The organism is Sphingomonas suaedae, assembly GCF_007833215.1.
Lineage (GTDB): Bacteria > Pseudomonadota > Alphaproteobacteria > Sphingomonadales > Sphingomonadaceae > Sphingomonas > Sphingomonas suaedae.
In genome coordinates this window covers 1,748,179-1,773,123 of sequence record NZ_CP042239.1, presented here as the reverse complement: position 1 = coordinate 1,773,123, position 24,945 = coordinate 1,748,179, and the positions used below count along the sequence as shown (strand labels likewise).

At 66.1% G+C, this 24,945-nt stretch carries 24 protein-coding genes; 11 read left to right on the top strand and 13 right to left on the bottom strand.

Annotated elements, in window-relative coordinates:
* Positions 1-24: 24 nt before the first annotated feature.
* The 7 genes from FPZ54_RS08480 to FPZ54_RS08450 form a co-directional block, all read right to left on the bottom strand.
* Complete coding sequence (locus FPZ54_RS08480; RefSeq protein ID WP_145846401.1) at positions 25-441, bottom strand: EF-hand domain-containing protein; 417 nt, start codon at positions 439-441, stop codon at positions 25-27.
* An 83-nt stretch (positions 442-524) separates the two neighbouring features.
* Positions 525-1,562, bottom strand: a complete 1,038-nt coding sequence (gene queA / locus FPZ54_RS08475; RefSeq protein ID WP_145846399.1) for a tRNA preQ1(34) S-adenosylmethionine ribosyltransferase-isomerase QueA — start codon at positions 1,560-1,562, stop codon at positions 525-527.
* A gap of 34 nt (positions 1,563-1,596) precedes the next feature.
* Positions 1,597-2,250, bottom strand: coding sequence for a peptidylprolyl isomerase (locus FPZ54_RS08470; protein WP_145846398.1), 654 nt, complete (start codon positions 2,248-2,250; stop codon positions 1,597-1,599).
* 235 nt (positions 2,251-2,485) lie between these two features.
* Entirely contained in the window at positions 2,486-2,992 is a 507-nt protein-coding gene (coaD, locus tag FPZ54_RS08465) for a pantetheine-phosphate adenylyltransferase (protein ID WP_145846396.1), read from the bottom strand.
* Between the two features lie 64 nt (positions 2,993-3,056).
* The gene (locus FPZ54_RS08460; RefSeq protein WP_145846395.1) at positions 3,057-3,344 is read right to left on the bottom strand and encodes a GIY-YIG nuclease family protein; all 288 of its coding nucleotides are present in this window, start codon (positions 3,342-3,344) and stop codon (positions 3,057-3,059) included.
* A 72-nt stretch (positions 3,345-3,416) separates the two neighbouring features.
* On the bottom strand, positions 3,417-4,328 hold the full coding sequence (locus FPZ54_RS08455; RefSeq protein WP_145846394.1) for a polyprenyl synthetase family protein: 912 nt from the start codon (positions 4,326-4,328) through the stop codon (positions 3,417-3,419).
* On the bottom strand, positions 4,325-4,570 hold the full coding sequence (locus tag FPZ54_RS08450) for an exodeoxyribonuclease VII small subunit (RefSeq protein WP_145846392.1): 246 nt from the start codon (positions 4,568-4,570) through the stop codon (positions 4,325-4,327). The genes FPZ54_RS08455 and FPZ54_RS08450 overlap by 4 nt, the downstream gene beginning before the upstream one ends.
* A gap of 179 nt (positions 4,571-4,749) precedes the next feature.
* Here FPZ54_RS08450 and FPZ54_RS08445 point away from each other — a divergent pair, with 179 nt between their 5' ends.
* Positions 4,750-6,108, top strand: a complete 1,359-nt coding sequence (locus FPZ54_RS08445; protein WP_145846390.1) for an NAD-dependent succinate-semialdehyde dehydrogenase — start codon at positions 4,750-4,752, stop codon at positions 6,106-6,108.
* A gap of 903 nt (positions 6,109-7,011) precedes the next feature.
* Here the strand turns inward: FPZ54_RS08445 and FPZ54_RS08440 are convergent.
* The 3 genes from FPZ54_RS08440 to FPZ54_RS08430 all read right to left on the bottom strand — a co-directional run bounded on the left by FPZ54_RS08440 (position 7,012) and on the right by FPZ54_RS08430 (position 10,720).
* A complete protein-coding gene (locus tag FPZ54_RS08440; RefSeq protein ID WP_145846389.1) occupies positions 7,012-8,730 on the bottom strand; it encodes a long-chain-fatty-acid--CoA ligase in 1,719 nt (572 codons plus the stop codon).
* Positions 8,731-8,767: 37 nt separating this feature from the next.
* The gene (locus FPZ54_RS08435; RefSeq protein WP_239019766.1) at positions 8,768-8,980 is read right to left on the bottom strand and encodes a hypothetical protein; all 213 of its coding nucleotides are present in this window, start codon (positions 8,978-8,980) and stop codon (positions 8,768-8,770) included.
* 66 nt (positions 8,981-9,046) lie between these two features.
* A complete protein-coding gene (locus tag FPZ54_RS08430; RefSeq protein WP_145846387.1) occupies positions 9,047-10,720 on the bottom strand; it encodes a GGDEF domain-containing protein in 1,674 nt (557 codons plus the stop codon).
* 183 nt (positions 10,721-10,903) lie between these two features.
* Between FPZ54_RS08430 and FPZ54_RS08425 the strand changes: the two genes are divergently transcribed.
* Positions 10,904-11,293: a UrcA family protein gene (locus FPZ54_RS08425; protein WP_186456966.1), complete on the top strand. Its 390-nt coding sequence runs from the start codon at positions 10,904-10,906 to the stop codon at positions 11,291-11,293.
* 43 nt (positions 11,294-11,336) lie between these two features.
* Here the strand turns inward: FPZ54_RS08425 and FPZ54_RS08420 are convergent, their stop codons facing one another.
* The 3 genes from FPZ54_RS08420 to FPZ54_RS08410 form a co-directional block, all read right to left on the bottom strand.
* Positions 11,337-12,347, bottom strand: a complete 1,011-nt coding sequence (locus FPZ54_RS08420; protein WP_239019765.1) for a rhomboid family intramembrane serine protease — start codon at positions 12,345-12,347, stop codon at positions 11,337-11,339.
* 501 nt (positions 12,348-12,848) lie between these two features.
* Entirely contained in the window at positions 12,849-15,164 is a 2,316-nt protein-coding gene (clpA, locus tag FPZ54_RS08415; RefSeq protein ID WP_145846381.1) for an ATP-dependent Clp protease ATP-binding subunit ClpA, read from the bottom strand.
* 129 nt (positions 15,165-15,293) lie between these two features.
* Positions 15,294-15,488, bottom strand: coding sequence for a DUF1192 domain-containing protein (locus FPZ54_RS08410; protein WP_145846380.1), 195 nt, complete (start codon positions 15,486-15,488; stop codon positions 15,294-15,296).
* Positions 15,489-15,617: 129 nt separating this feature from the next.
* On the opposite strand from FPZ54_RS08410, the gene FPZ54_RS08405 reads away from it, so the two are divergent.
* The 9 genes from FPZ54_RS08405 to FPZ54_RS08365 all read left to right on the top strand — a co-directional run bounded on the left by FPZ54_RS08405 (position 15,618) and on the right by FPZ54_RS08365 (position 24,876).
* The gene (locus tag FPZ54_RS08405; RefSeq protein ID WP_239019764.1) at positions 15,618-16,613 is read left to right on the top strand and encodes an NAD(P)H-quinone oxidoreductase; all 996 of its coding nucleotides are present in this window, start codon (positions 15,618-15,620) and stop codon (positions 16,611-16,613) included.
* A gap of 68 nt (positions 16,614-16,681) precedes the next feature.
* Entirely contained in the window at positions 16,682-17,278 is a 597-nt protein-coding gene (locus tag FPZ54_RS08400) for an OB-fold-containig protein (protein ID WP_145846379.1), read from the top strand.
* Between the two features lie 3 nt (positions 17,279-17,281).
* Positions 17,282-18,997 (top strand): flotillin family protein, encoded by a 1,716-nt coding sequence (locus FPZ54_RS08395; protein WP_145846378.1) that lies wholly within the window; start codon positions 17,282-17,284, stop codon positions 18,995-18,997.
* Positions 18,978-19,592: a glutathione S-transferase family protein gene (locus FPZ54_RS08390; RefSeq protein ID WP_145846376.1), complete on the top strand. Its 615-nt coding sequence runs from the start codon at positions 18,978-18,980 to the stop codon at positions 19,590-19,592. The genes FPZ54_RS08395 and FPZ54_RS08390 overlap by 20 nt, the downstream gene beginning before the upstream one ends.
* A gap of 84 nt (positions 19,593-19,676) precedes the next feature.
* Positions 19,677-20,561, top strand: coding sequence for a UDP-2,3-diacylglucosamine diphosphatase (locus tag FPZ54_RS08385; RefSeq protein ID WP_145846374.1), 885 nt, complete (start codon positions 19,677-19,679; stop codon positions 20,559-20,561).
* 11 nt (positions 20,562-20,572) lie between these two features.
* Positions 20,573-21,595, top strand: a complete 1,023-nt coding sequence (locus FPZ54_RS08380; protein ID WP_145849644.1) for a glycosyltransferase family 4 protein — start codon at positions 20,573-20,575, stop codon at positions 21,593-21,595.
* 211 nt (positions 21,596-21,806) lie between these two features.
* On the top strand, positions 21,807-22,781 hold the full coding sequence (locus FPZ54_RS08375; protein WP_145846373.1) for an ArsR/SmtB family transcription factor: 975 nt from the start codon (positions 21,807-21,809) through the stop codon (positions 22,779-22,781).
* Positions 22,778-23,698: a methylenetetrahydrofolate reductase gene (gene metF, locus FPZ54_RS08370; protein ID WP_145846372.1), complete on the top strand. Its 921-nt coding sequence runs from the start codon at positions 22,778-22,780 to the stop codon at positions 23,696-23,698. The genes FPZ54_RS08375 and metF overlap by 4 nt, the downstream gene beginning before the upstream one ends.
* A gap of 131 nt (positions 23,699-23,829) precedes the next feature.
* Positions 23,830-24,876: a homocysteine S-methyltransferase family protein gene (locus FPZ54_RS08365; protein WP_145846370.1), complete on the top strand. Its 1,047-nt coding sequence runs from the start codon at positions 23,830-23,832 to the stop codon at positions 24,874-24,876.
* Positions 24,877-24,945: the final 69 nt, after the last annotated feature.

Here is a 24,945-nt window from a genome sequence, read left to right as displayed (position 1 = left end):
GATGCTAGCGCATCCACGCCAGTCTCAGCGGCGGCGCTGAGGGCGACGGTTTTCGCCTTCGCCAGGGCGCCCGCCGGGCTGGGCGACGGGGCGCACGGTGAGCAATTCGCTACGCCGCAGGACTCCGTCCTTGTCGGCATCGAAGCGGCTGAAGAACAATGCGAACCGCGCCTGCAATTCGGCAAGGGTGATGCGGTTGTCGCCATCCTGATCGACCTCGAACGGGCTGGGGAGCGCATTGCGATTGCCGAGCCAGCGTTCGGACCAGTCGCCAAAGCCGATATAGCCGACCGACGCCTCGCCTTTTGAAGAAGCCTGGAAGCTGCGCGCGACCCCGGCGTCGAACTCGGCGCGGGTGACGAGCCCGTCGCCGTCGGAATCGAACGCAGCGATCGCCATCGCCACCGGCTCGGCGATCATCAGCGGGATCGGGGTTGCCATCGCCTCGCCCGGGGGCGGCGGTGCCGGGCGCTCCTGCGCAACGGCCGGGGTGGCGGCGAGAAGGGTAAGGGGGAGCAGGCGGATCAGGGCGGGTCTCCGGGAAGCAGCAGGCTGGCATCGCCATAGCTATAGAAGCGGTAATTTGCGGCGATGGCATGGCGGTAGGCCGCCTGCATCCGATCCAGACCCATCAGTGCCGAGACCAGCATGAACAGAGTCGAGCGGGGGAGGTGGAAATTGGTCAGCAGGCCGTCGATGCCGCGAAACCGATAGCCGGGCGTGATGAAGATCGCGGTGTCGCCTTCGAAAGGGCGGATCGTGCCGTCTTCGCCAGTGGCGCTTTCGATCAGTCGCAGACTGGTGGTACCGACGGCGATCACCCGGCCCCCGGCGGCGCGGACGGCGTTGAGCCGGTCGGCGGTGGCGGCATCGATGCGGCCCCATTCGGCGTGCATCCGGTGGTCGTCGGTGTCGTCGGCCTTGACCGGCAGGAAGGTGCCCGCGCCGACATGCAGGGTCAGCGTGGTGTGACCGATCCCGGCGGCGTCGAGCGCGGCCATCAGCGCGGGGGTAAAGTGCAGCGCTGCGGTGGGTGCGGCGACGGCGCCGGGTTCGCTGGCGAACATCGTCTGGTAATCGTCGGCGTCGCGGGCGTCGGTGGGGCGTTTTGCGGCGATATAGGGCGGGAGCGGCATCCGGCCGGCGCGCTCCAGCAGCAGCTCGACGGGCTCGTCGCCGGGGAAGAACAGGGTGTAGCTGCCGTCGTCGTGGCGCGCTTCGGCGGTGGCGGTGACGCCATTGCCGAAGTCGATCGTCTCCCCGACTCGCAGCCTTTTGGCGTTGCGGATGAAAGCGATCCAGTGGCGCGGCCCCTCGCGCTTGTGGAGGGTGGCGCCGATCCTGGCCTCGCCGCGCATCCCTTCGAGCTGGGCGGGGATGACGCGGGTGTCGTTGAAGACGAGCAGGTCACCGCGGCGGAGCAGGGCGGGGAGGTCGGCGACGCTGCGGTCTTCGGTCCGCTCTCCGTCGAGTCGTAGCAGCCGGGCCGAATCGCGTGGGCTGGCGGGGCGCAGCGCGATCCGCTCCGGCGGCAGGTCGAAATCGAACAGGTCGACGTTCATGCCTGGTCGCCGCCCGGCAGGACCGGGCGGACGCTCACTTGCCGGGGCCGGGGGGCAGCGCGGCGGGGGCGTCGAGGGTCGGCGCGGGCGCGGCGGCCATCGGCGTGTAGGGCGGCGGATTGTCGGCGGCGATATAGGCGCGGAGGACGCGGGCGGGGTTCGCGGGCGGCTCGCCGCGCGGGATCGCGTCGACATATTGCATCCCGTCGATCACGCGACCGAACACGGTGTATTTCTGGTCGAGCTGAAGGCGGGGGACGAGCATGATGAAGAACTGGCTGTTCGCGCTGTCCTCGCTCTCCGCGCGCGCCGCCGCGACGGCGCCGCGGACGTGCGGGAGATAGTTGAATTCCTTGGGCACGTCGGGAAGGTCGCTGCCGCCGGTGCCATTGCCCTTGGGATCGCCGCCCTGCGCCATGAAGCCTTCGATCACGCGGTGGAAGACCAGGCCGTCATAGAAGTTCTGGCGGGTGAGCGTCTTGACCCGTTCGACGAATTTGGGCGCGACATCGGGACGCAGCCAGATGGTGACGCGCCCGCCCGTCGAGAGGTCGAGAATCCACAGATTTTCCTTGTCCGTGGTCGGCGGCGGGGCGGCGCGGCCGGCGGGCGGGGGGACGATCTGGGCGGCGGCCGGCATCGCGATCAGCGACGTCAGCAGGGCGAGAAACAGGGCAACAAAACGCATCGAAATCCCCACCGGACTGAAAACTGGAGCGGCTTAGAGCAAATCGCCGCTTGCGGCAAAGTGAATGCGGCGGGCGCAGCCACCCAGGATCAAACCGCCCCGAAAGCTGACAAAGTTACGCGAAACGCGCCTCATCCTGTCAGCTTTGCCCCACAGATCGGATCGCCCGACCGATCGAGCGGACGAACATATTGTGGATCGACGCTTGTAGGAAAGTGGATTTTTCGCGGCGCGGTCAGCTGCCCTTGCGGCCGATCTTCTCGACCCGCGCGACCACCTCGTCGCGCACGGTGGCGGGGACGAATTTGCGGATCTCGCCGCCGAACAGGGCGATTTCCTTGACCAGGCGGCTGGCGATCGGCTGGAGCGAGACATCGGCCATCAGGAAGACGGTTTCGATCCGGCCATTCAGCTGCTGGTTCATCCCCGCCATCTGATACTCATATTCGAAATCGGCGACGGCGCGCAGGCCGCGCACGATCATGCTCGCCCCCTCGCGCTCGGCAAAGTCCATCAGCAGCGAATCGAAGCTGACGACATGGATTTCGCCTTCGATATCCGCCACTTCGCGGCGGACCATGTCCATCCGCTCCGCGACGCTGAACATCGGATTCTTCGACGGGTTGGTGGTGACGCCGATGACGAGCCGGTCGACCAGCTTCGCGCCGCGGCGGATGATGTCCATATGGCCGAGCGTGATCGGATCGAAGGTGCCGGGATAGACGCCGGTGCGAGTGGTCATGAATCAAAGCCCTCATCGTCATCCCCGCGAACGCGGGGACCCATCTCCTGCGCTAACAGCACAATCAGCGGTTGATGTCGAAAAACAAGTCGCGCCAATCGGGATTGTCGCGCTCGATCAGCTCGATTTTCCAGGCACGTCGCCATTTCTTGATCGCCTTTTCGCGGGCGATGGCTGCGGTGATGTCGTCGTGGGGTCCGGCGTAGACGAGGCGGGTCACGCCATAGCGCGCGGTGAATCGGCTGCCTGTGCCTTCGCGGTGCTGGACCATTCGGGCGGCGATGTCGGCGGTAACGCCGGTGTAGAGTGTGCCGTTCTTGCGGTTGGCGAGGATGTAAACCCAGCCGCCCATCTCGCCGTTACGCTCGACGCGCGTTCGGGAGATGGGTCCCCGCGTTCGCGGGGATGACGGTGAGGCGTGTCCTCACCGGTCCCGTTCCAGCACGAAGCGGGCGATGGCGCGGAGGAGGTCGGCTTCGGGGCCGTAGCTGTGGAGGTGGGCGATCGACTGGTTGACGAGCAGTCGCGCCTGTTCGCGGGCGCGGTCGAGGCCGAGCAGGGTGAGGAAGGTTTCCTTGCCCGCCGCTTCGTCCTTGCGCAGCTGTTTGCCGACCGCGTCCTGATCGCCCTCGACGTCGAGGATGTCGTCGGCGATCTGGAAGGCGAGGCCGATGTCGCGGGCATAGCCGCGCAGGCCCGTACGGCCTTCCGGCGGGACGCGGCCGAGGATCGCGCCGGCCTCGACCGAACAGGCGATCAGCGCGCCGGTCTTGAGCGCCTGGCAGCGGGTGACGGTGGCGAGGTCGAAGCTCTGCCCCTCGGCCATCAGGTCCATCATCTGGCCGCCCGCCATGCCCGATGGGCCGGAGGCGCGGGCGAGATCGGCGATCAGTTCGTTGCGGACGAAGGGATCGGCATGGGTGGCGGGATCGGCGAGAATCTCGAAGGCGAGCGCGTGGAGGCAATCGCCGGCGAGGATCGCGGTCGCCTCGTCGAATGCCTTGTGCACCGTCGGCTTGCCGCGGCGCATGTCGTCATCGTCCATCGCCGGCAGATCGTCATGGATCAGCGAATAGACATGGATGCACTCGATCGCGGTGGCTGCGCGCGCGGCACAGATGCGATCGACCGCGAAGAGTTGCGCGGTGGCGAAGGTGAGCAGCGGGCGGAGCCGCTTGCCGCCGCCGATCGCGGCATGGCGCATCGCCTCATAGAGCCGCGCGCGGGGATCGGCGGGGACGGCGAGGAGATGGTCGAACTGGCGGTCGACCTCCGCCGCGACATCGCGGAGCGCGGCCTGGAGCGAGAGGCTGGCGTCCGCCACCTGGGTGCTCATCCTGCTGCGAACGGCGTGGTGCCGGTGACATTGCCGTTGGCGTCGGCGCGAATCGCCTCGATCCGGGCCTGTGCCGCATCGAGCCGGGCGGCGCATTGACGGCGCAGCGCATCGCCGCGTTCATACAGCGCAATCGCCTCGTCCAGCAGCGCGTCGCCGCTTTCCAGCCGACTGACGATCCGCTCCAGTTCCTTGAGCGCATCTTCGAAGGACAGGGAAGCGATGTCGATATCGTCGGTCATGGCGATGCTATGCGATGGCAGGGGAACCAATTCAACCTCCCGCGATTGGGCGGTGGACTGTAGAATGGCGCCATCAGCGTGTTCTCCTGCGAAAGCAGGAGCCCAGGGTCCCGGGCGGCAGTGCGTGTGGCCCTAGGTTCCTGCTTTCGCAGGAAAGCAAGGACATCGAAGGAGCGCGCATGTTTACCAGCATCAATCCGGCGACGGGCGAGACGGGCGAGACGTTCGAGGAACTGGACGGCGACGGCGTCGAGGCGGCGCTGGTGCGCGCCGAGGCGGCGTTCGCATCGTGGCGGGTGAGTCCGGTTGAGCAGCGGACCGCGCTGCTGACCGCGATTGCCGATCGGTTCGAGGCGAACAAGGCGCATCTGGCGGAAACCGCGACGCGGGAGATGGGCAAGACGCTGGTGTCGGCGGTGGCCGAGGTGGAGAAATGCGTTTCCGGGTTCCGTTACTATGTCGAGCATGGGCCTGAGTTTCTGAAGGGCGAGGAGCTCGCGCTGCCGACCGGGCGGGCGGTGACGCACTGGTTGCCGCTGGGGCCGGTGCTGGCGATCATGCCGTGGAATTTCCCGTACTGGCAGGTGGTGCGCTGGCTGGCGCCGACGATTTTGGCGGGGAATGTCGGGTTGTTGAAGCACGCCTCGCTGACGCAGGGGTGCGCGGCGCTGATCCAGCAGATGGTGAGCGCGGCGGGGGCGCCGGACGGGCTTTTCCAGAACTTGGCCGTGAAGTCGGACAAGGTGTCGCGGATCATCGCCGACAAACGTGTGGTCGCGGTGACGCTGACCGGGAGCGAGGGGGCGGGGGCCAAGGTTGCGGAGGCGGCCGGGCGCGCGCTCAAGAAGGTGGTGCTTGAGCTGGGCGGATCGGACCCGTTCGTGGTGATGCCCTCGGCTGATCTGGATGAAGCGGTGAAGACGGCGGTGAAGGCGCGCATTCAGAATGCCGGGCAGAGCTGCATCTGCGCCAAGCGGATGATCGTCCATGCCGATGTGTACGAGGCGTTCGCCGAGAAATTTGTCGCGGCGATGGATGCGGTGAAGATCGGCGATCCGATGGAAGACGGGGTCGAGATGGGGCCGCTGTCGAGCGTCGAGCAGCGCGATACGGTGCTGGAGCAGCTGGAGCGTGCGGTGGCGGCGGGGGCGACGCTGCATGGCGGAGAGAAGATCGACCGCGATGGGGCGTGGATGCACGCGGGGGTGCTGACTGAGGTCGATCCCGAGGCGGACTTTGCCAAGGAGGAGATTTTCGGGCCGGTCGCGATGCTGTTCCGGGCGGAGTCGCTGGACGATGCGATCCGGCTGGCGAACGAAGTGCCCTATGGGTTGGGGTCGAGCGTGTGGACCAACGACGCCGACGAGCAGGCGCGGCTGGTGCGCGATATCGCGGCGGGGATGACCGCGGTGAACCAGATGCTCGCGTCAGTGCCGGGCGCGCCGTTCGGCGGGGTCAAGCTGTCGGGCCATGGCCGCGAGCTGGGGCCGTGGGGGCTGCATGAGTTTATGAATTTGAAGGCTGAGATGCGGGGGTGAGGGGGGCGGTCGGATAGGTACTGCGGGATAGGGCAACAAAGTCTGGCATTTCCCCGGCTGTGATGATCGGAATCTCGGTCGCATGGGCTAAGATGTTTGGGTCAGTCTCGATCCAATGCGCGAAGTTTGCGCTCACCCATGAGTAACCGTTCTTGTCGGCTCCTTCAAACAAGTGTGACACGAAGCTTGCGGCAACGACACGGCCCCACTCTATGGCTGCCTCGTCTGACGCGGCCTTTATCCAGATGGCAGCGCTATTCTCATCGTCCCAGCCATTGGTCGCGTTATTCACGAACTGCGTTGGCGTTTCGTATCCAAAGCAAAATAGGCGCGTCTTCGACATGACGACAGAATATCAGCCGGTGGATGGACATCAATGATGCCTCTCTACCGAGAGCGATTCATATGAAAATGCTCGATTTTCTCCAGTTGTCACCCCGGCCTTGTGCCGGGGTCTACCGGGAGGCCGGCGCGGTGCGCGAGGGTCTGTCGCTGGGCGTGGGGTGGGGTGGACCCCGGCACAGGGCCGGGGTGACGGATGGATCGCGGGGTGCCGGCGGTCATGGGTTGGAAGGATGAGGTGCGGCCTTCTTAAGCCCCTCCCCTTCAGGGGAGGGGTTGGGGTGGGGCCTATCCTCTTGGCACGTCGGTCTCGGTGAGACTGAGACGCCCCACCCCCCACCCCTCCCCTGAAGGGGAGGGGCTTAGAGTGCCTCAACTGCCGGGTCCCAACCTCCGTTTGCCCTGAGCTTGTCGAAGGGCCGCAGCCTGCGCTCGTTGAGGGCGGGAACGGTGCTTCGACAAGCTCAGCACAAACGGGGTGTGGGGGGCTGCCTCAAAAAAAGAAGAAGACCCTCCCCGACCCCTCCCGCGAGCGGGAGGGGCTTTAGAAGAAGGGGGGGCTTAAGAGGCCGCCGCCTCCGCCGCGATTTCCAGAAGCAAATCCTTGCGACTCAACTTCCCGATCATCGTCTTGGGCAGTTTCTCCCGAACCACCACCGCGTCGACGCGCTCATGCTTGCCGACCTGGGGGTTGAGCCAGGTGCGCAGCCCCTCGCCGGTCACCGCCTCCGCGTCGGCGTTCAGCGCGACATAGGCGCGGGGGATTTCGCCGAGGCGGGGGTCGGGCATCCCGACGACCAGCACCTCCTTGACCGCGGGGTGGCGGTAGAGGACTTCCTCGACATGCTTCGGGAAGACCTTGAATCCGCCGACCGAGATCATGTCCTTGAGCCGGTCGACGATGCGGATGAAGCCGTCTGCGTCGATCTGGCCGACATCGCCGGTGCGCAGCCAGCGCTGGCCGGTGGCGTCGTGGCAGAAGGTGGAGCCGTCGGTGTCGGGGCGGTTCCAGTATCCGGCCATCACCTGCGGTCCGGCGATGACGATCTCGCCCGGTTCGCCGTCCGGCGCGTCGCGTGAGGGATCTTCCTTGTCGACCAGCCGCACGCGGGTGGCGACGATGGGCTGGCCGATCGTGCCGGACTTGCCCTCGCCCTGATAAGGGTTGGCGGAGACGACGCCGGAGCTTTCGGACAGGCCATAGCCCTCGATCAGCGTCGCGCCGGTCGCGGCTTCGAAGCGCTTCTTGAGCTCGGCGGGGAGGGGGGCGCCGCCGGAGATGCAGTATTTGAGGCTGGACCAGTCGGTCGAGGCCGACTTCGGATGGTCGATCAGCGCCTGGAACATGGTCGGCACGCCGGGGAGCGCGACGGGGCGGGTGCGGTCGATCGCGGCGAGCGCCTGTGCCGCGTCGAAGCGGGGGAGCATCACGATCTCCCCGCCGGTCAGCACGGTGCGGTTGAGGACGCAGGTGTTGGCGAAGACGTGGAAGAAGGGGAGGACGCCGAGCACCTTGTCATGGCTGGTGCCGAGTTCGGGGTCGAGCCGGGCGACCTGGCGGGCATTGGCGGACAGATTCTGGTGGGTGAGCATCGCGCCCTTGGGCACGCCGGTGGTGCCGCCGGTATATTGGATCAGCGCGAGATGGGTCTGCGGGTCGATCTCGACCGTCTCGCACGCGCCGTCATTGGCGATGAGTTGCGAGAAGGCGGTGATGCGGGGGTCGTCGGGCTTTTCTGCGACCTCGCTTCGCTTGAACATGCGGTAGAGGATCGACTTGGTCGCGGGCAGCGCGCCGGCGACCGATCCGACGACGAGGCGTTCGAGTGCGCTGGCCTCCAGCACCTTGACCGCGGTGGGGAGCAAGGCGGTGGCGCTGAGCGTGAAGAGGAGGCGGGTGCCGCTATCGGCGACCTGGTCGGCGAGTTCGTCCACCGTATAGAGCGGCGAGAAATTGACCACCGTCGCGCCGAGCTTGAGGATGCCGTAATAGGCGGCGACATAATGCGGCACATTGGGCAGGAACAGGCCGATGCGGTCGCCCTTGCCATAGCCCATCGCGCGCAGGCCGCAGGCGACGCGGTTGGCGCCGTCGAGCGTCTCGGCATAGCTGTAGTGGCGGCCGAGGAAATCGAGCAGCGGGGCGTCGCCCATGCGGCGCGCCGATTCCTCGAACGCGGCGACCATGGAAAGCGGCGGAAGGGTCTGGTCCCAAGGGCCGGGATGACGATAGGCGGTACGCCAGGCGTGCTCGGGCCAAACTCGTTCGGGATCGCTCATTTACACAGGTGTAAGCACAGCCCCCGGGCTGCGCAAGTCAGCGGCGAATGGTCCGCTCGGTCCAGGTGTAGAGTACCGAAACCGCCATCACGCCGACATCGACCGCAGCCTGAATCTTGCGCGGTGCGGAGTCGGTCGCTTCATGGGTGAGGATGTGGATATCCGCCGAGGGGTGGACGACTGCGCCGAGCGCCAGCAGCGATGCGCCGCCCGCGGCCAATGCGATCCTGCGCTTGTTCAACTGGTCCATCGCCGCCTCCCGATGGGGCGGTCATTAGGCATATTCTGGCTGAACGGAAAGTGAATTCGCTCGATTTCAGGCCGCTTTGGCGCGATCGCGTCCGGCGGCCTTGGCGGCGAAGAGCGCGCGGTCGGCAGCGCGGTAGAGCGCCTTCCACTGTTTTTCGTTGGCCAGCGGGCCGGTGGCAGTGCCGATGCTGGCGGTGACCGGCAGGTCGAAGGGCATACGGGTCGAGCGAAGCCGGTCGAGCGGTCCTTCGGGATCGAGCGGATGGGCGGCGTCGGTCACGACGGCGAACTCCTCGCCGCCGACGCGCGCGATCAGGGCGTTGGGCGGGGCCAGCGCGCGGAGCGTCCGCGCGACGATCCGCAACACTTCATCGCCGCCGTCATGGCCGATCGTTTCGTTGACCTGTTTGAAGTGGTCGAGGTCGAGCACCAGCAACGTCTGCGGTCCGTGCCGCCCGATCGCCTGGCCGAGAAAGGCGCGGCGGTTGAGCAGGCCGGTCAGCGGATCGATATCGGCAAGGCGACGCGCGACCGTCTCCGCCGCCACCGCCTGGTCGCGCTCGCGGCTGAGCAGGCGAATGCGATAGGCGATGGCGACCGAGGAGATGAGCGCCTCCGCCGCCATCGACAGCAAGGTGGAGTTGTCGAGGAGAAAGCTCCACGGAATGAGACCCAGGCTGGCGAAGACGCGCATCCCGGCCGCGAGGATCGGCGCGGCCCAGGCGATAGCGAAAAGCCAGAGGAAGTTGGAGCGGCGGCGCCATGCGGAGACGATGATCGCCGCGACCGTGACGAAGGTGCCGACAAATACCCAGCTATACGCCGCGTCGAAGAGGCGGGGCGTGAGCGGCGCGAACAGCGCGACGGCGGCCCCGGTCAGCAACAGCGCGGCGATCGTCCAGCGGATCAGGCGGCGCAGGCGCGGCCCGAAGATATGCGTTTCGAAAAAGGTGCGCGCGAACCACAAGGCGGACGCGGCGGCGATGCTGAGCAGCAGATAGTTGATCCGCAGCCGGATATTGTTGTCGATGTCCGGCATCGCCCAGGCGAGTGCGCCGGAGGACGTCACGGCATAGGCCATCAGCGCCGCGATCATCAGGCCATAGGCCAGTTGGAAACGGTGCCGCAGCGACGCCCAGAGAGCGAGATTATAGACCAGCAGCGCGATGCACAGCCCGCCGAACGCACCATAGAGCAGCGTCATCGCGAGATTGGCGCGATGGCTTTCCGCCTGGGTCGCGAGCCGCGGATTGATGAGGATCCCGCGCATGTTCGCCGACCCCTCGATCTTCCACAACAGCCGATCGACCGCGACGGGCAGGCGGGGCAGGGGGTCCTCGACCACGGCGCCGATCTGGATACGGCGACTGGTATTTTGCGTGGTCGCGATGCGCATCCGGCCATCGGCATAGAGGACATGGAGCGTCACCCGTTCCTGCCACACGCTGCCGATCCGCGCGGCGAGCGGGCGGCGCGAGCGGGAGCGTTCGCCGATCGGCTGGGAAACGACCCAGAAATCGCCGGGGCCGAACTGCTGTTGCGGCGTCGCGCAATCGAATCCCGCCAGATCGCGGACGATGGCGCGCGGGTCGTCGCCGGGCCGGGCGGGGCGGATGCAGACGGCGAGCGGGCGGCCGGTGGTGCCCGCGCTCCACCCCGAGGCATTGGCATAAGCGGGGGGTGCCCACGCCCCGGCGAGCGTGAACGCGATCCAGATCAGCGCTGCAACGGCCCGCATCATTGGACCGGCTCTATCGTCCGGAACGCGAACAAGTGGTAAATTTTCTCGTGATTCAACGAAGAGCGAAATGAGGGCCGGGGAGGCGCTGGCAACGCATTGCCTGTCCGAAGGCGGGACGCGCGCTCACACACGATGGTTAACGCGCCGCGGCCAAGACGCTATGGTCTTGTAAGCGAGGCGTATATGAATCGATTGCTCATTCTGGCGGTATCGGCCGCAGTCCTGGTCCCTGTTGCGTCGGCCGATGCACGCGACCGTTACGAGACGCGGCAGATCGCCGTGCCCGCGGCGGGGCTGGACCTTTCGACCGAGGCGGGGATCGATATCCTTGCCGCGCGGATCGACAAGGGCATCGACCGCATCTGCGGATGGGACCGCGCCTGCCGCGATGGCGCGTGGGAAAGCACCGAATGGCAGGTGGACCGGCTGATCCGCAAGGCGCGCGCCTGGCGACGGCTGGCGGTGGAGCGCGCGGTGCAGTTGCGGGCGTGCCGGGACCGGTGCGTGCGGCCCGCGGCGTGGTATGCGCCGCCGCCGCCGGTGGCGACGACGGTGATTGTGGTTCGGCGTTGAGGTTGGTGGAGTTGCGGCAGTGCTCCAACAGTCGACGCGCTAGCTAGTCAGCGGATGCCGTGATTGAGGCAACCGCCGCTGCAGGCATCTTTGGACTAGGCGACTGCGGTAGCAGCTTCGGCCCGATCAGCAGTCCGAACAGAAACCCGCCCAGATGCGCCTCCCACGCGAGGCCTCCGGCAGAGCCGCTGGACCATGTCATGAGAGCGAGCAGCGCGAAGAGAAACGCGTTCTGTTTTGCGAGATCCCATGCGGCCCGGCGGATGTTGCGTGACGTTACCTCAAGCATCGGCTCGCCAATGGCGGGCAGTCGGATCAGCAACCCGATCAAGCCGTACAGTCCGCCGGAAGCGCCAACCATCGGCACCGTGCCTGTGGGGTGAAGGGTGAGGAATAGCGCGGCACCTGCGAACGCGCTCAACACAAACACGGCCCAGAAACGGAGCCAATTAAGCGGCAATGTTCCCAAGCGGGACGTCAGCGCGGGCCCGATCGCGGCAAGTGCGGTCATGTTCATCACCAGATGCATGACGCTGCCATGGGCGAACATGTGCAGGATTACCGTGTCGATGCGCCCCGCGCTTAACGCGGCCGCCGATACACCCCATTCTGACATCCTCTCCATTTGGCCGCTGAACAGGCATCCCAGAAATGCCCCCACGCAAATCGTGCCGAGCAAGGCACCTGGTACGTGCATGTGCCAGGGCAGGTCAGACTCGGGCTCGGGGGACTCGAACACGAACGGCAGATCCTCTGCGGAAAAGGTGAGTTCGGTATGCTCTTCGATAAGCTCGATGCTTGAGCGGATCGACTCCATCACGTCGCGCGGGGCAATCACGATCACTTGTTCGCCGCGGTCGAACCTGATGAATTGGTGCGGAAAGTGGCTCCACCAATTGATGTCAGCCAGCCGCCAACTGCCGTCCACGTCGGACTTTTCGTAGAAGCCTTGAGCTGCCAGCACGCCTTCAAGCCACATCGCTTGTCCATCCGACACAGCCATGACCGTTGGGCGCGATGCGAACTGAAACACCCAGCCCAGCATAATCGCCATCAAGAGGACGGGATTTTTTGGTAGGGCCCAGACGCTAAGCGACAGGATAAGGCAGAGTGCCGCTAGGTTGAGGATAAGCTGACGGATACTGTAGATTGGGATTATGTCGCGTAGCAGCCCATGCCGCGACCGGATTGCCAACTCGCCTCGCGTGTCACTCATGCGGCCATAGTGCGGGCCGATCAGCCGACATGGCAATCCCTCGGCTGCGCATCCCTCCGTCATCCTGAACGTGTTTCGGTATCCACCTCTCCGCCAGCGGCTCAGTCGCTTGTTACGCGGTGGATGCTGAAACGAGTTCAGCATGACGGAAAGGGGGAGAGGTGGTGGGGTATGGCCGCGTCCGGATTTGAAGCCGCGCGTTTGTTGCGGAGGAAAAAGAAGAAAGAAGACCTCCCCCACCCCCTCCCCTGAAGGCGGGAGGGGCTAAGAGAAGCGGTGGCAAAGCAAAACCGCCCCGGCTTTAACCGGGGCGGCTTCGTTTCTCAGCTCAGGCGCGGATCACTTCGCCTTGGCAGGCACCGCTCTCTTGCCGCCCTTTTTCGGGCGTTTCGGCGGCGCCGGGGTGATCGCGAAGGTCAGGGCGCCGTCCTTGAGCTTCACCTCGACCTCGCCGCCATGGACGAGCTTGCCGAACAGCAGCTCCTCGGCCAGCGGCTGCTTGATCTTTTCCTGGATCAACCGGCCCATCGGGCGCGCGCCGTAGAGCTTGTCATAGCCGCGTTCGGTGAGCCAGGCCTTCGCCGCGTCGTCCAGCGCGATGTGGACGTTGCGGTCGGCGAGCTGGAGTTCGAGCTGGAGGATGAACTTCTCCACCACCCGCTCGACCACCTTGGTCGGGAGATAGTCGAACGGCACGATCGCATCGAGCCGGTTGCGGAATTCGGGGGTGAAGAGCTTCTTCACCGCGTCTTCCTGAACATCCTCGCGGCTCATTTCGCCAAAGCCGATGCTCTCCTTTGCCATGTCGCTGGCGCCCGCATTGGTCGTCATGATGAGGATGACGTTGCGGAAATCGACCGACTTGCCGTGGTGATCGGTCAGCTTTCCGTTGTCCATCACCTGAAGCAGGATGTTGAACAGCTGCGGATGCGCCTTCTCGATCTCGTCGAGCAGGAGCACGCAATGCGGGTTCTGATCGACCGCATCGGTGAGCAGGCCGCCCTGATCATAGCCGACATAGCCCGGAGGGGCGCCGATCAGGCGGCTGACCGAGTGCGCCTCCATATATTCGGACATGTCGAAACGCTGCAGCGGAATGCCGAGCAGTTCGGCGAGCTGCTTGGTCACCTCGGTCTTGCCGACGCCGGTCGGGCCGGAGAACAGATAGTTGCCGATCGGCTTTTCCGGATCGCGCAGGCCCGCGCGGCTGAGCTTGATCGCGCTCGACAGCACCTCGATCGCCTTGTCCTGGCCGAACACGACGCGCTTGAGGTCGGTCTCGATGTTGGCGAGCACGCGGGTGTCGTCGCTGGACACGGTCTTCGGCGGGATGCGCGCCATGGTCGCGATCACCGCCTCGATCTCGCGCGGGGTGATCGTCTTTTTGCGGCGGCTGGGCGGCACGAGCATCTGCATCGCGCCGACCTCGTCGATCACGTCGATCGCCTTGTCGGGCAGCTTGCGGTCGTTGATGTAACGGCTCGACAGCTCGACCGCCGACTTGATCGCGTCGGGGGTGTATTTGACGTTGTGATGGTCCTCGAACGCCGAGCGCAGGCCGGCAAGGATCTTGATCGTATCCTCGACCGTCGGTTCGTTGACGTCGATCTTCTGGAACCGGCGCAGCAGCGCGCGGTCCTTTTCGAAGTGATTGCGGAATTCCTTGTAGGTGGTCGATCCGATGCAGCGGATCGTGCCGCCCGACAGAGCGGGTTTCAGCAGGTTCGAGGCGTCCATCGCGCCGCCCGAGGTCGCGCCCGCGCCGATCACGGTGTGGATCTCGTCGATGAACAGCACCGCATGGGGCAGCTTTTCGAGTTCGGAAACGACCTGCTTCAGCCGCTCCTCGAAATCGCCGCGATAGCGGGTGCCGGCGAGCAGCGCCCCCATGTCGAGCGAGTAGATCACGGCTTCCTTGAGCACGTCGGGCACATCGCCCTCGATGATCTTGCGCGCCAGGCCCTCGGCAATCGCGGTTTTGCCGACGCCGGGATCGCCGACATAGAGCGGGTTGTTCTTGGACCGGCGGCACAGGATCTGGACGGTGCGGTCGACTTCCGGCCCGCGGCCGATCAGCGGGTCGACCTTCCCTGACCTGGCCTTCTCATTGAGGTTGACGGTGAACTGCTTGAGCGCGCTCTCGCCCTTCTTGCCGTCGCCCTTGGCGGGCTTTTCCTCGTCCGCGCCCTTGGGCGGCGTCGCCTCGGTCGGCTGGCTGCCCTTGCCGACGCCGTGGCTGATATAGCTGACCGCGTCGAGGCGGCTCATATCCTGCTGCTGCAGGAAATAGACGGCATAGCTTTCGCGCTCGCTGAACAGGGCGACGAGGACGTTGGCACCGGTCACTTCGTCGCGGCCCGAGGACTGGACGTGCAGGATCGCGCGCTGGACCACGCGCTGGAAGCCGCTGGTCGGCGAGGGGTCGGTGGTCTGGTCGACGCGCAGCGCCTGAAGCTCGGTATCGAGATAATGGGCGACGGTGGTGCGGAGTTCGCCCAGGTCCACCCCGCACGCGCCCATCACCTTGCTGGCATGTTCGTCGTCCACCAGCGCGAGCAGCAGATGCTCGAGCGTCGCATATTCGTGGCGGCGCGCGCTGGCCGCTTCCAGGGCGCGGTGGAGGGTGGATTCGAGGGCGGAAGCGAAACTAGGCATTGAGGTCAACTCCAGTCGGGCCATACGCGGCCCGTGCATCCCCTATGTCGGGAGCCCCGTACCGTGCATCAAGCGCCGCACCTGCCCCGGAGAGTCTTATAGCGTGACGCCCGGGGTTCGGTGCTCCACTCATCGTTTGAATAGGGCATCCGCGCTTGCGCGATGGTTAACGGCATGTTCAATCCTGCCACGGCAGCGCGCGATTTCGGCCTCAAGCAGGGCGATGCGTTCCTCAAGCTCCGCCACCGACAGCGGATCGAGGTCCTGGCGCGCGAGCTGAGCGGCGGGATCGTTGGTTCGGCGGGGAAGATCGTCCGAGTCCATGGTGCCCAAGGTCGGGCGCGCGCCTCCGCCTGTCAAGCACCGCCTGTGCCGATGGTGATCGATCTGCGCAGGTGCGGCCTTGACGTGGCCCCATGACGCCGCGATTCACGGCGAGACAGGGGGAATATCATGCATCTGCCCGAGCTTATGACGGCCATCGATCCCGCGCAGCCCGGCGGGCCGGAGGTGCTGGTGCCGGTGGAGCGACCGGTGCCGGTGCCCGGGCCGGGCGAGGTGCTGATCCGCGTCGCCGCCGCCGGGGTGAACCGGCCCGACGTCCTTCAGCGGATGGGCGGCTATCCCCCGCCGCCGGGGGTGACCTCGATACCGGGACTCGAAGTGGCGGGCGAGATCGTCGCGGTCGGCGACGATGTTCCGCCCGAGATGATTGGCCAGCCGATGTGTGCGCTGGTCGCGGGGGGCGGTTACGCCGAATATTCCGTCGCGCCGCTCGGCCAGTGTCTGTCGGTGCCCGAGGGGCTGTCGATGGTCGAGGCGGCGGCAATGCCCGAGACGCTGTTCACCGTGTGGACCAACCTCTTCGAGCGCGGCTATGCGAGCGAGGGGGATACGGTGCTGGTCCATGGCGGGACGAGCGGGATCGGCACGATGGCGATTTCGCTATGCACGCTGTTCGGGGTCAAGGTGATCGTGACGGCCGGGAGCGACGAGAAGGTCGCCGCCTGCCTGAGGCACGGTGCCGATCACGCGATCAACTACAAGACCGAGGATTTCGTGTCGCGCGTTCGCGACCTGACCGAGGGGCGCGGCGTGGATGTCGTGCTCGACATGGTGGGCGGCGACTATGTCGCGCGCAACATCAAGTGCATGGCCGAAGACGGGCGTCACGTATCGATCGCGGTGCAGGGCGGCGCGATGGCGACCGTGCCGGTGTTCGAGATCATGCGCCGCCGCCTGACGCTGACCGGATCGACGCTGCGCGCGCGGGACGTGGCGTTCAAGACACTGGTCGCCGACGAACTGGCGCGTACGGTATGGCCGTTCGTGGCGGACGGGCGTCTGCGCCCGGCGATCGACCGGACCTATCCGCTCGCCGAGGCGGCGGAAGCGCATCGCCGGATGGAGAGCGGCGCGCATATGGGAAAGATCGTGCTGACCGTCTGAGCCGTCCGGATTCGATAGCGGGGGGCGTGGCAACCCCCTAGACTGAGCGGCGAATCGGGGGTTTCTACGTGTTCGCCTTTCTGCTCGCGCCGGAGAATATCGTCTTCGTATCGGCGCTCGTCCTGATGCTGCTGCTGGGACTCGTGCAAGCGATCGGGCTGTCCGGCGACGCGGATTTCGACGCGCCCGACTGGCTCGACTGGATGGGATTCGGGCGGGTGCCGTTGCTGGTGGTGCTGGTGCTGCTGCTGGCGAGCTTCGGGCTGATCGGGCTGGTGGGGCAGCAGATCGCGGCGGACGTTGCCGGAACGCTGTTGCCCTGGTGGATCGCGGTGCCGGGGGCGGGAGCGCTGGCGCTGCCCGCTACGGGGTTGTCGGCGCGGCTGCTCGCGCCGATCCTGCCGCAGGATCACACGACGGCGATCGATGTGGGCGATCTGGTCGGAAGCCAGGCGCATATCGTTACCGGACGCGCTGCGACCGGATCACCCGCACGGGCGCGCGTCGAAGACTGGCACGGCCAGGCGCATTATCTGATGGTCGAGCCCGATAATGCCGACCAGATTTTCGAGGAAGGCGAACGCGTGCTGCTGGTGCGGCGCGAGGGCGGCGTCTTTCGTGCGATCGCTTATGGCGATCATCATCTGCCGAGATTGGGGGTTTAGACGATGCAGGACGTGGCGACGACGGGGGGATCGATCCTGCCCTATCTGATCTATCCGGGCATGGGCTTGCTGGCGCTGTTGATCGTCGGGCTGGTGATCGCGCGGCTGTACAAGCGCGCATCGAAGGAGATCGGCTTCGTCCGCACCGGCTTTGGCGGCGAAAAGGTGGTCATCAACGGCGGCGCGCTGGTGCTGCCGGTGTTCCATGAGACGATGCCGGTCAACATGAACACCGTCCGGCTGGCGGTCGAGCGCAAGAACGCCGATGCGCTGATCACGCTCGACCGGCTGCGGATCGACGTGAAGGCCGAATTCTATGTGCGGGTGAAGCCCGACAGCCAGTCGATCGCGACCGCCGCGCAGACACTGGGTATGCGGACGATGAATCCCGATGCGCTGAAGGAACTGGTCGAGGGCAAGTTCGTCGATGCGCTTCGCTCGGTCGCGGCCGGGATGACGATGAACCAGCTGCACGAGCAGCGCGCGGAGTTCGTGCAGAAGGTGCAGCAGGTGTCGTCCGCCGATCTGGCGATGAACGGGCTGGAGCTGGAATCGGTGTCGCTGACCGGGCTCGACCAGACGTCGATCGAGCATTTCAACGCCAATAACGCGTTCGACGCCGAGGGCCTGACCAAGCTGACCGAGCAGATCGAACTGCGCAAAAAGACGCGCAACGACATCGAACAGGATACCCGCGTCCAGATCGAGACCAAGAATCTGGAGGCCGAGCGCCAGTCCTTTCTGATCGGCCGCGACACCGAATTCGCGCGGCTGGAGCAGGAGCGCGAGATCGAGCTGAAGCGCGCGGCGCAGGCGTCGGAAGTGGCGCAGGAACAGGCGCTGCGCACCCGCGAGGCGGACCAGGCGCGGATCGAGGCGAAGAAACAGATCGACAGCTCGCAGATCGAGGCCGACCGTGCGGTCAAGGAAGCGCAGATCGCACAGACCCTGGCGCTCGAGCTTGCCCGGCAGGAACAGCAGATCGCGGTGCAGAACAAGAGCCGCGAGGAAAGCCAGTCGCGCGCCGAGGCCGACAAGGCACGCGCGGCGGCGGTGGTCGCCGAGGAGCAGGTTTCGACCGCGCGCGAGGCCGAGATCGCCGAGCGTACCAAGCGCATCGAACTGATCGACGCGGCGCGTGAGGCGGAGCGTGCGGCGATCGGCGTGAAGGTCGAAGCCGAGGCCGAGAAACAGGCGGCAGCCGATCGCGCGGAAGCCGCGCGGCTGGTCGCGGAGGGTGAGGCCGAGGCGGCGAAGCTGCGCGCCGAGGCGGACCGGGTGCGGTTCGAGGTCGAGGCGGCGGGCCAGCGGGCGATCAACGAGGCGGCGAATTTATTGTCCTCCGACCAGATCTCGCTCCAGACCAAGCTCGCGCTGCTCAAGGTGCTGCCCGAGGTGATCCGCGAGGCGGCCAAGCCGATGGAGGCGATCGACAGCATCAAGATCGTCCAGGTCGACGGGCTCACGTCGGGCGGCGCTGGCGGTGCCGGTGCGGCGAGCGGCGGCGGCAATGGCGACGGCAACCTCGCCGATTCCGCGGTCGCGGCGGCGCTGCGCTATCGCGCGCAGGCGCCGATGCTGGACGGGCTGATGAAGGAACTGGGTTTCGACGGCGGCTCGCTCGACGGGCTGGTCAAGGGCGCGGCGGCGGCCGGCGACGTCTCGCTCGGTGCGGCAGCGAAACCGACGGAGACGGGCGGTGCCGCTGATCCTGCATGAATATGCGCCGTCGGGGAATTGCTACAAGATTCGGCTGACCGCCGCGCTGACCGGCACGGCGATCGAACGGCGCGGCTATGACATCATGGCGGGGGAGACGCGGACGCCCGCGTTTCTCGCCAATGTCAACGCCAATGGACGGATTCCGGTGTTGCAGGATGGCGATCGATTTCTGCCGGAGAGCAATGCGGCGTGCTTTTACCTGGCCGATGGGAGCGCGCTGATTCCCGCCGACCCGTTCGACCGGGCGGACATGCTGCGCTGGATGTTCTGGGAGCAGTATAATCACGAGCCCAACATCGCGACCGTGCGGTTCTGGATGGGCTGGGTGGGCGAGGCGAATCTCGACGACCTTCAGCGCGCGTTGCTGCCGGGCAAGCGCGCGGCTGGCTTGGCGGCGCTCAGGCTGATGGACGAACATCTGGGCGGGCGGGAATGGTTCGTCGGCGATGCGCCGAGCCTCGCCGATATCTGCCTCTATGCCTATACGCACGTCGCCGAAGAGGGCGGCTTTGCATTGTCGCCATTTCCGGCGGTGCGCGCCTGGATCGCTCGGGTCGCGGCGATCCGAGGGTATATCCCTATAGACGCATGACAGTCTGGTGACGCTCGAACGATTCGAGCTGTAACATTCCGTCGCCATAGGCACCCGCAGGCAAGGGAACAGCGCGGGGCGACCATGGCCACGATCACTCGACTTCCGTTCGATAGCAATGTCGCGGATATCGCCGACTTCACAGCTTCCAATCCGTCGATTCCGGAAAAGACCGTGTCGGAGCGGCGTCAATACCGGACGATCTGGATCAGCGACATCCATCTTGGCACGCGCGGCTGCAATGCGGCGATGCTGATCGATTTTCTGGATCATGTCGACAGCGACATGATCTATCTGGTCGGTGACATCATCGACGGGTGGCAGCTCAAGAAGAAATTCTACTGGCCTGCGGCGCATAACGACATCGTCTGGCGCATCCTGAAGCGGGCCAAGCGCGGTGCGCGGGTGATCTATATCCCCGGCAATCATGACGAGATTTTCCGTCAGTTCACGGGCCTGTCGTTCGGCGGCGTCGAGATCAAGCGCCAGGCGATCCACGAAACCGCCGACGGGCGCCGGCTGCTCGTGCTGCATGGTGACGAGTTTGACGCGATCACCCTGTCGCACCGCTGGCTCGCGCATGTCGGCGATGCTGCCTACACGGCGGTGATGGCGCTCAACCGCTGGTGCAACAAATATCGCAGCTGGCGCGGCCTGCCCTATTGGTCGCTGTCCAAGCACGCCAAGCAGAAGGTGAAGAACGCGGTCGAATTCATCTGTGGGTTCGAGGAAATCGTCGCGAAAGAGGCGGGTGCGCGCGGCGTCGACGGGGTCGTTGCCGGGCATATCCACACCGCCGAGATGCGCACGATCGACGGCATCGAATATTATAATGACGGCGACTGGGTCGAGGGTTGCACCGCTCTTGTCGAGCATTACGATGGCCGGATGGAAATTCTCCATTGGGCCGACGAGATCGCCGCGCGCGACCTCGGCCCGGAGAGGGTCGAGGAGCGCGAAGCGGCTTGAGTGACGCGGAGATGCGGATCGCGATCGTAACCGACGCCTGGGAGCCCCAGGTGAACGGGGTCGTTCGCACGCTGCAGTCGGTGAAGCGGGTGCTCGAGGAACAGGGGCACAAGGTGCTCGTGATCTCGCCCGAGCGGTTCTATTCCGTGCCGTGCCCGACCTATCCCGAAATTCGGCTGGCGATGGTCCGCAGCCGGACGATCGGCGACCTGCTCGACGCGTTTTCGCCTCATGCGGTGCATCTGGCGACCGAAGGGCCGGTGTGCGTCGCGGCGCGGCGATGGTGCCTGAAGCATGATTTTCCCTTCACCACCGCCTATCACACGCAATTCCCCGATTATGTCGAGGCGCGTTCGGGCGTGCCGGCGGAATGGGTGTGGCGTTATATCCGCTGGTTCCATGCCCCCGCCCAGTCGATCCTCGCCTCCACCCCCTCGATCCGCGAGGCGCTGGTCGCGCACGGGCTGAGCCAGGTTCGGCATTGGGGGCGGGGGGTGGACCTCTCCAATTTCCGACCCGGGCTGGCGAAGCATCCGGCGATGGCGGTGCTGGACGGGCCGGTGCAACTCTATGTCGGTCGGGTGGCGGTCGAGAAGAATCTGGAGGCGTTCCTGGCCTCAGGTCATCCCGGGACGAAAGTGGTGGTCGGCGATGGCCCGGCGCGGGCCGCGCTGGAGGCGAACTATCCCGAGGTGCGGTTCCTGGGGCCGTTGTTCGGGACGGAGCTGGCGAGTGCCTATGCTGCGGCCGATGTTTTCGTCTTTCCAAGCCGCACCGACACGTTCGGGCTGGTGATGATCGAGGCGCTGGCGTGCGGGACCCCGGTCGCCGCCTATCCGGTAACGGGGCCGGTCGATATTCTGACGCCGGAGACCGGCGCGATGAACGCCAACCTGGATGTCGCCATCGCGGCGGCGCTGACCCGAGACCGGGCGGCGTGCGCGGCCTATGGCGCCAGCTTCACTTGGGAAGCGAGCGCGGCGCAGTTTCTGTCGGCGCTGGTGCCGATCGTCGAGGAAGCGCGCGCGGCTTGATCATCGCCTGGCGGGCATAGGCTCTCATACGCCACCTCGCGAAAGCGGGCGTCCCTCTCCAGCACGATCGGCGCATCACACCGGTGCGGGACGTGGGCAGTCGGGGAGATGGGCTGCCGCTTTCGCGGGGGTGACGACGGCTGGCGCGCGCGGGTGGGTGCTGTCTAACCTGCATTGACCGCATATAAAGATATCTTTATATCTCTATGCCATGAACACGGCACTCGAATCCTTTCGCGCGCTTGCGGATTCGACGCGGTTGCGCATCCTTGCGCTGCTGCGGCTGATGGAGCTGAGCGTGGGCGAGCTGGCGCAGGTGCTGGGGCAGAGCCAGCCGCGCGTGTCCCGCCATGTGAAAATCCTGTGCGACGCGGGGCTGGCGGAGCGGCGCAAGGAAGGCAGCTGGGTGTTCGTCGCACTGGGCGATGCGAAACGCACGGGGCCGGTGCTTGCTGCGATCGACGCCTGGCGGAGCGAGAGCGAGGATCATTGGGCGGTCGCGGACAGCGCGCGGCTGGCGGCGGTGCGCGCCGATCGCGCGGCGGCGGCGGCGGAATGGTTCGAGGCTCATGCGGGCGAATGGGACGCGATCCGATCGCTCCATGTCGCCGAGGAACAGGTCGAGGCGGCGATGGGCGATGCGCTGGGCGATGCCGGAATCGCGCGACTGATCGATATCGGCACGGGTACCGGCCGGATGCTGGAACTGTTCGCGCCACGTGCGGAAAGCGCGCTGGGGATCGACCGGTCGTCGGAAATGCTGCGGCTGGCGCGCGCGAAACTGTCGGAGCAGGGGATCGGCAATGCCGAGCTGCGCCAGGCGGACCTCTATGCGCTGCCGATGAGCGATGGCGAGGCGGATGCGGCGATCCTGCACCATGTCCTGCATTTCGCGCAGCAGCCGGGGGCGGCGATCGGCGAAGCTGCGCGGGTGCTGTCGCCAAGCGGTCGCCTGTTGATCGTCGATTTTGCGCCGCATGACCGCGAGGAATTGCGGACGCGCGAGGGGCATGTGCGGCTTGGCTTTTCGGACGACCAGATGCTCGGCTGGTTCGGCAAGGCGGGGCTGGCACCGGTGCAGACCCAGACGCTGGAGGGCGGCGCGCTGACCGTGAAATTATGGCTGGGCCGCAAGGCGGGGCAGCCGGGTGAACAACTGCCAGTGGGTGAGGTGAAGGCAGCATGAGTGTGAATTTGGACCCGTCAGCGCCGCCGCTGTTCGCGGACGTGGCCGGCGATATCGATGTGAGCTTCGAATTCTTCCCGCCCAAGACGGAGAAGATGGAAGAGACGCTGTGGGAGTCGATCCAGACGCTTTCGCCGCTGAACCCGCGTTTCGTGAGCGTGACCTATGGCGCGGGCGGGACGACGCGCGAGCGGACGCACAATACCGTCGCCCGGATCGCGCGCGAGACGTCGATCGCGGCGGCGGCACACCTCACCTGTGTCGAGGCGACGCGCGTCGAGATCGATGCGGTGGCCGAGGAATATTGGGCGGCGGGCGTGCGCCATATCGTCGCGCTGCGCGGCGATCCGCCGCGGGCGGGCGAGAAATATGCGACGCATCCGGGCGGCTATGAGAATGCCGCCGACCTCGTCGCGGGGCTGCGCAAGCTGCACCCGTTCGAGATTTCGGTCGCCGCCTATCCCGAATGCCACCCGGATTCGCCCGATGCGGCGCATGACCTGGATAACCTCAAGCGCAAGATCGACGCCGGTGCGAACCGCGCGATCACGCAGTTCTTTTTCGAGGCAGATACCTTTCTGCGCTTTCGCGATGCGGCGGCGGGGGCGGGGATCGATGCGGAGATCGTGCCGGGGATCATGCCGGTGATGAGCTTTGCCGCGGTCCAGAAGATGTCGGCGATGTGCGGCACCGACGTGCCGGCATGGATGGCGCGGCTGTTCGAGGGGCTGGACGACCGCCCCGCCGCGCGCCAGCTGGTCGCTGCGACGCTGGCGGCGGAACTGTGCCGCAACCTTTATGCGGGCGGGGTGCGGCAGTTTCACTTCTATACGCTCAACCGCGCCGAACTGAGCTACGCGATCTGCCATTTGCTGGGCGTGCGACCGACGGCCGGGGCGAAGAGCGTGGCGGCTTAGCCGATTGAGCCCCTCCCCTTCAGGGGAGGGGTTGGGGGTGGGGCGTCTCAGTCTCACCGAGACCGACGTGCCTAGTGGATAGGCCCCACCCCAACCCCTCCCCTGAAGGGGAGGGGCTAAGGAAGAAGAACATGACACCACGCGAGAAACTGCTGGCCGAGGCCGCCGAGCGCATCCTGATCACCGACGGGGCGTTCGGGACCGAGATCCAGAACTGGAAGCTGTCCGAGGCCGATTATGCGGGCGCCCTCAATCTGGGGCACGACCAGAAGGGTAACAACGACATCCTCGCGCTGACCAAGCCGGAGGTGCCCGCCAGCATCCATCGCGCCTATTTCGAGGCGGGGGCCGATATCGCCGAGACGAACACCTTCTCGGCCAACCGGATCAGCCAGGCCGATTATGGCGCCGAGCATCTGGTGCGCGCGATCAATGTCGAAAGCGCGAAGATGGCGCGCCAGATTGCCGACGAGTTCGAGGCGAAGGATGGCCGTCCGCGCTTCGTCGCCGGGGCGCTCGGCCCGACCAACAAGACGCTGTCGCTGTCGCCCGACGTCAACGATCCGGGCTATCGCGAGATCGATTTCGATACGCTGAAGGACGTGTATCGCGAGCAGATCGACGCGCTGGTCGAGGGCGGGGTGGACTTCATCCTGATCGAGACGGTGTTCGATACGCTGAACGCCAAGGCCGGCGTGATGGCGTGCATCGAAGCGGCGAACGATCTGGGCCGCGACCTGCCGATCATGATGTCGATGACGCTGACCGACCTGTCGGGGCGTAATCTGTCCGGCCATACGGTCGAGGCGTTCTGGGCGGCGATCCGCCATGCCAAGCCGGTAACGATCGGGCTGAACTGCTCGTTCGGGGCGGAGCAGCTGCGGCCGCATGTGAAGACGCTGTCGGCGCTCTGCGACACGCTGATCATGGTCTATCCCAATGCCGGGCTTCCGAACGAGCTGGGTGCCTATGACGAGGAACCGCACACCACCGCGGGGCTGGTGAAGGAATGGGCCGATGCGGCGCAGGTCAATATATTGGGCGGATGCTGTGGGTCGACGCCGGAGCATATCCGCGCGATTGCCGAGGCGGTGAAGGAGTTGCCCCCGCGCGCGATCCCGACGCCTGAGGTGCGGACGCGGCTGGCGGGGCTGGAGCCGTTCGTGATGGCGGTCTGACGCGATTAGCCCTCTCCCCTTCAGGGGAGAGGGTTGGGAGAGGGGCAGTGCGACGCCCCCTCCTTCATG